This is a genomic window from Pseudomonas sp. XP1 (assembly GCF_053557675.1).
Map to the genome: position 1 here is coordinate 1 of NZ_JBNRIJ010000034.1, position 385 is coordinate 385.

The 385-nt window shown below is 60.8% G+C and carries 1 protein-coding gene; it reads left to right on the forward strand.

Annotated features, from left to right (window positions below):
• On the forward strand, nucleotides 1–385 hold a 385-nt coding region (locus tag ACK1U9_RS21600; protein ID WP_449110175.1), incomplete at both ends, for a POTRA domain-containing protein.

Sequence of the window (385 nt, forward strand, 5' to 3'; positions counted from 1 at the left end):
GTACGCCCGCGAAAAGCTCTCCGGTGACCTGGAGCGCCTGCGTTCCTACTACCTGGACCGCGGCTACATCAACATGGACATCGCTTCCACCCAGGTGTCCATCACGCCGGACAAGAAACACGTCTACATCACCGTCAACATCAACGAAGGCGAGAAGTACACCGTCCGCGACGTGAAGCTGTCCGGTGACCTGAAGGTGCCGGAAGACCAGGTCAAGTCGCTGCTGCTGGTGCAGCCTGGCCAGGTGTTCTCGCGCAAGGTGATGACCAGCACCTCCGAGCTGATCACCCGCCGCCTGGGCAACGAAGGCTACACCTTCGCCAACGTCAACGGCGTGCCGCAGCCGAACGATGAAGACCACACCGTCGACATCATGTTCGTGGTC